General features: G+C 49.0%; 3 protein-coding genes and 2 pseudogenes. 4 read left to right on the forward strand and 1 reads right to left on the reverse strand.

Annotated features, from left to right (window positions below):
• Positions 1-315: 315 nt before the first annotated feature.
• From O9295_RS27330 to O9295_RS08695, 4 genes and pseudogenes are all read left to right on the forward strand, one after another.
• Positions 316-528, forward strand: a pseudogene (locus O9295_RS27330) (hypothetical protein); the annotation flags it as partial.
• A 59-nt stretch (positions 529-587) separates the two neighbouring features.
• Positions 588-2,156 carry a B12-binding domain-containing radical SAM protein gene (locus O9295_RS08685; protein ID WP_288032684.1) on the forward strand — a complete coding sequence of 523 codons (1,569 nt, stop codon included), beginning with the start codon at positions 588-590 and terminating at the stop codon, positions 2,154-2,156.
• Between the two features lie 29 nt (positions 2,157-2,185).
• Positions 2,186-4,495, forward strand: coding sequence for an NACHT domain-containing protein (locus O9295_RS08690; RefSeq protein WP_288032685.1), 2,310 nt, complete (start codon positions 2,186-2,188; stop codon positions 4,493-4,495).
• A gap of 1 nt (position 4,496) precedes the next feature.
• Positions 4,497-5,273, forward strand: coding sequence for a sterol desaturase family protein (locus tag O9295_RS08695; RefSeq protein ID WP_016515453.1), 777 nt, complete (start codon positions 4,497-4,499; stop codon positions 5,271-5,273).
• 213 nt (positions 5,274-5,486) lie between these two features.
• On the opposite strand, the pseudogene O9295_RS08700 reads toward O9295_RS08695, so the two are convergent.
• Positions 5,487-5,615: pseudogene (locus O9295_RS08700) on the reverse strand (RNA-guided endonuclease TnpB family protein); the annotation flags it as partial.

Genomic DNA, 5,615 nt, shown 5'->3' on the forward strand with positions numbered 1-5,615 from the left:
TGGGAGTGATCGGGGGGAAAATTCCGGGACTTTTTCCCTGAAAATTAGGTAATTGACCCCTTCAAAATCGGTAAAACCCTACACCCCACACCCCACACCCCACACCCTGCCCCCAAGAAAAACTTTTTGCCGCAAACCCTAATTACTCACTTGCATAAATGAGATACTCCCAAAGAGGGATATTTATGAAGTGGAATCTGACCTGCGGAATGTTGGATATAATCTAATTATGTACTAAAAACAGGAAATTCATGACAAATATTCACTCGATCATCGGTATATTCCCCTCCAATGAAGAAGCAGACATAGTTGTAAGGTGGTAAACGACGTAAATATGGTGGCTCTACCACAAGACATGGGTTCCGTAAAGGAGATTTAATTTCTTCTCCCAAAGGAATTGGTTATGTTAGTGGAGATACCGAAAAACAGCTATCTGTAAGCGATGCCAATGGTCAACGATTGGGACAGATAACTGTTAGTAAGATTCAGTTAATTCGTCGTTCTAACGGTTTAATTGTTTCTCACTAACTTATGTAAAGCCGCCCTCCGCTATCGCTAAAGGGCGGGGTTTCAGACCCAGTTTTTCGATGAAAGCCCTGTTACTCTACCCTGAGTTTCCCCAGTCTTTCTGGTCTTACGATCGCTTTATGGAAATCGCGGGACTGAAAGCCACCATTCCACCCCTCGGCATCATTACTGTCGCCGCCCTCCTCCCCCAAAACTGGGAAATTCGATTTTACGATCGCAACGTCAATCCTGAAACAGAAGCCGATTGGGAGTGGTGTGAGTTGGTTATCCTCTCGGCCATGTTGGTCCAGAAGCCAGATTTTCAAGCTCTGATTCAAAAAGCCGTGCAGTTAGGCAAAAAAGTCGCCGTTGGCGGTCCCTACCCCACCTCTGTCCCCCAGGATGCCCTGGATTCTGGAGCGAACTATCTCATTTTGGATGAGGGAGAGTTAACCGTTCCCCTGTTTTTGGAGGCGATCGCTCAAGGTCAAAGCCAGGGAATTTTCCGCTCTGGGGACAAGCCAGACGTGACCCTCAGCCCCATCCCCCGCTTCGACCTGCTTCAGCGAGACGATTACTTAATGATGGCAGTGCAATTCTCTCGCGGCTGTCCTTTTAACTGCGAATTTTGCGACATTATTTCCCTCTACGGGCGCAAATCTCGTACTAAAGAGCCGAGTCAGATTTTAGCAGAATTGCAGACTCTCTACGACCTAGGCTGGCGCGGTTCGTTGTTCATCGTCGATGACAACTTTATTGGCAATCAGCGCAACGTCAAACGCTTTCTCAGAGACTTGATTCCCTGGATGAAGCAGCACGACTATCCCTTCACCTTTATTACTGAAGCCTCGGTCAATTTGGCAGAGGATGATGAATTACTGCACCTGATGGCTGAGGCGGGGTTTTATTCTGTCTTTCTGGGGATTGAAACTCCTGACCAAGATAGTCTGCAAGTGACGCGCAAACTGCAAAATACTCGCAATCCACTGGTGGAAGCCTGTCGCAAGATTAATGCAGCCGGTTTGCTAATCTATGCTGGATTTATCTTGGGGTTTGATGGAGAGCGCTCTGGTGCGGGGGAAAGGATTCAAGCCTTTGTGGAAGAAACCAGTATTCCTCAGCCCATGTTAGGCATCCTCCAGGCTCCGCCCAACACGGCGCTCTGGAATCGTCTCCAGCAAGAACAGCGTTTAGTTGAGGGTGACAGCATCCATCCGACGGGAGATCAGAATAGCTTGATGAATTTTATCCCCACCCGCCCGATTGCCGAAATTGCCAGAGAGTATGTCGAAGGCTTCTGGACGCTGTACGAACCCAGCCACTATCTCCGACGCTGTTTCCAACAATGTCTCGGTCTGGGTTTGCAGTCAAAACACAAACAAACCATGCAATTTCCCGTGGGTAAGGGGTTACGGCTGATTACCCAGTTAATCTGGCATCAGGGTATCCGCCGAGCGGACATTCGGGGACAGTTTTGGCGGCAATTATGGACGATTTGGCAAAAAAAGCCCCAAGTTCTCAATCTCTATTTAGGTCTGTGCGCGGCGGGAGAACATTTTTGGGAGTACCGGGCCTTAGCCAGAGAACGGATTACTCAACAACTAGGCTACGATCCCTTAGAAGTTTCTGGTCGTCCCAACCAGAACTGATTCTGACTCGATAGGGAGGATTGGATTGTATGGTCAAGAGATCGCTCCAGGCTTCCCCTTCGGGAATTAAACAGGCTAAACGAGCCTTTGCGCTCAAGGGGTGGACTCAGGAAAATCTAGCAGGGGAAGTGAACTTAAAGACCCGCCAGCCGATTTGGCGGTTTTTCACAGGAAAACCCGTTGATCGCCAGGTTTTCCTGGAAATTTGTTCGATTCTGGATTTGGATTGGCGGGAGATTGCCCTCGCTCCGCCCGCAGAATTTCCTGAACCCGGAGAACTGGCGAAAACTAATATTGATGCTCTGGTGCAAGAGGTGCGAGCGCAACGCCGGGACACCATCCAAAACCAGTGCGGCATCTTGCAGTTACTAGACATCAGCCATCCGGTCAACATTGATGACATCTATGTGGATGTCAATATTTTGGCAGAAATTGCCAGTCAACAGTGGGTGGAGATTGCCGATTGGCAAAACTTGGGTCCCGCTGAATTCGATCGCGTCGGCTTGGGAGAGGTTGAGCAGAAGCAAATACCCGGAATGCAGGCTGTTGAAACTTACTCAAAGCTTAGAGTTTTGGGGAGACCGGGGGTTGGCAAAACGACCTTTTTGCAACATCTGGCGATTCAGTGCAACCAAGGCGAGTTTGCGGCGAATCAAGTGCCGATTTTTATCTTATTGAGAGAATTTGCCGAGGAGTCCAGTCCCAGTGGTGAATTTAGCCTGTTCAACTACATCCATCAGGCATTGCTCACCGCTGGAATTTCCAACCCGTCTGTGCTGGAAACCTTACTGCAAGCGGGCAGAGTCCTGCTGTTGCTCGATGGCATGGATGAAGTGCTCAACCAGGACATTACAGCAGTTCTGAGAGAAATTCGCCAATTCTCAGAAAAGTATCATCGCAATCGATTTGTAGTAACCTGTCGCACCGCTGCCCAAAAACTCCAGATTCGAGGTTTCACTGATGTAGAAATTGCCCCCTTTACCCAGGCACAAATCAGCACCTTCGCGCAAAAGTGGTTTGTGGCACTGAGCAAAACGACTGCTCAAGCGGGGCAGGAGCAGTCGGCTCAGTTTATGCAGAAGTTGGACTTGCCGGAAAACTGGCAATTTCGGCAACTGGTGGTGACACCTCTGTTTCTGCATCTCGCCTGCTGGGTGTTTCAGGGTCAAGGGAAATTTCCGAGCAAGCGGGCTGAGTTTTATAAACAAGGGCTGGATTTGCTCCTGGGTAAATGGGATGAAGCTCGAGGAGTCGAACGCGATCAGGTTTACCGGGGGTTTTTATTGCCCCAAAAATTGAGGCTGTTGAGCCAGCTTGCAGCAGTTACTTTTGAACAGGGGCAGTATTTTTTTGAGCAACGCACGATTGAGCAATACATTGGCGACTATTTGCGGAATTTGCCAGGTGCAACCCTGGAAGCAGAGGAACTCCAACTCGAAAGCGAAGCCATGCTGAAAGCGATCGAGGCACAGCATGGACTCCTCACAGAGCGGGCGCGAGGAATTTTTTCATTTTCTTATCTGGCATTTCAAGAATACTTCACGGCTCGAAAAATAGTTGCCAGCCATAATTTGCAGGCATTAGAACAAGCACTGGGAGGGTTGGTGAGTCACATCACCGATTCCCACTGGCGCGAAGTCTTCTTGTTAACGGCTGCCATGTTGCGAAGTGCAGATGCGCTGGTGCAGTTGATGAAGCAACAAATTGATGCCTTAGTCGCGCAAGACTCCTATCTGCAAGAGTTTTTGAGTTGGGCCAGCCAAAAATCCCAGCAGCTCCCAGACGAAACCAAAGTGGCGACCGCACGCGCATTTTACCTTGCCCTTGCCCAAAGCCCGCATACGGCAGATCGCTTTGCCTTAGCCAGCACGCTCGCTCAGGGGATGTTTTTAGATGCGGCGTTGGAGAACTTGCTGGTAGAGTTTGCCATCGACCACAGTCAGGATTTTGCATACGTCAATGCTTGTAGCGAGGCACTCAACAACATTCTGGTGATGGTTCTGGATGCCGGATTTTATAAGTCTTTGCAACAATTGAGAGACCAACTGCCACCTCCGAGTCAAAACCTGGAACGGCTTCAGGAATGGTGGCAGAAAAACTATTCTGCCTGGGTGGAACAGTTGCGGTGTGCGATCGCCAATTATCGCAATATTAATCACCCCTGGCAGTTTACGACTGAGCAACAGCAGCTGCTCCAACGCTACTATGATGCCAATCAACTCCTGATCGATTGTTTGAATAGTAACTGCGAAATAACAGCCGCAATCCGGCAAGAAATTGAAGCCACGTTGCTGTTACCTCAAAAGGACTTGGAAGATCGGGAATGGCAAGGAGATTAAATTGATAGACCACTCATTTGGATTTTACGGGTTCGCTTTCTTTGGGATCATCCTGGCGCGATACTTTCTCGTGGCTGGGGGAACCTATTTGTTCTTCTATTCGCCCTTGAGTCAGTCCTTTGTCAATCACAACCTGCGGCATTGGTCTCCCTCTTGGCGATCGATTCAACAAGATATCACGCTCTCGGTTCTTTCGGCGGGGGTGTTTGCGCTGGCGGCGGCTTTCATCATGACAGGATACAGTTGGGGTATTACCCGCTTATACAGCCACCCTCAACAGTATGGGCTGTGTTATTTAGGGGTTAGTTATGGCGCTGTGTTGGTTCTCCAGGATGCCTATTTCTATTTCACCCATCGCTTGTTTCACCACCCGTCACTCTTTCGGTGGTTACACCAGGGACATCATCGCTCGCGCTATCCTACCCCGTGGACTTCGTTTGCCTTTGACCCACTAGAGGCGATCGTTCAGTCTCTCTTCCTGGTCGGCATTGTCTTTGTCCTTCCCCTGCATTTCATCACGTTAATTGCGGCACTCACCACGATGACGATCTGGGCAGTGTTAAATCATCTTGGGATCGATCGCTTGCCTTCCTCATTTCCCCATCATTGGTTGGGTCGGTGGTTTATTGGTCCTGCCCATCATTCCATTCATCATCGCAAGTACACCGTACATTACGGTCTATATTTCACGTTCTGGGACAAACTCCTCGGAACTCAAGACCCCGATTATGAGCAGAAGTTTGATGAGCGTCTGACGGGTAAAGTCGATGGAGTTTAACTCGTGCATCGCCCGTTACGTTTTGTGTCGTATTCAGGCAATTCATACAGTTTTAATCAATTCACACATCAAATCAAACAACCATCTATCAGGGTAATAGCAGAAGCAGAATTGTTGACTCGACTCAGGTAAGCAGTTCTCAAATTCTACAAATTCAATAAGGAGACTTCTTGACATCCTCGCCGCCGTAAAACGGACGGCGATTCCCAAACCTCACGATTTGGGTTTCTGCTTCTTTCCCTTGCGGGGTTCCGCACCTGCCTTAACAGATTTACTCTGTTCTGGTCTTATGGTCGCTCTACAGACTGACACCGCAAGCCCTGCGGCCAAAATATTTTTACT

This window comes from Microcystis sp. LE18-22.4A, assembly GCF_027531105.1.
In the GTDB taxonomy this organism is placed as follows: Bacteria; Cyanobacteriota; Cyanobacteriia; order Cyanobacteriales; family Microcystaceae; genus Microcystis; species Microcystis aeruginosa.

Bases quoted from the DNA above. Each gene is read 5' to 3' on its own strand.
- O9295_RS08685 (WP_288032684.1), top strand. From the start codon at position 588: ATGAAAGCCCTGTTACTCTACCCTGAGTTTCCCCAGTCTTTCTGGTCT.
- O9295_RS08690 (WP_288032685.1), top strand. From the start codon at position 2,186: ATGGTCAAGAGATCGCTCCAGGCTTCCCCTTCGGGAATTAAACAGGCT.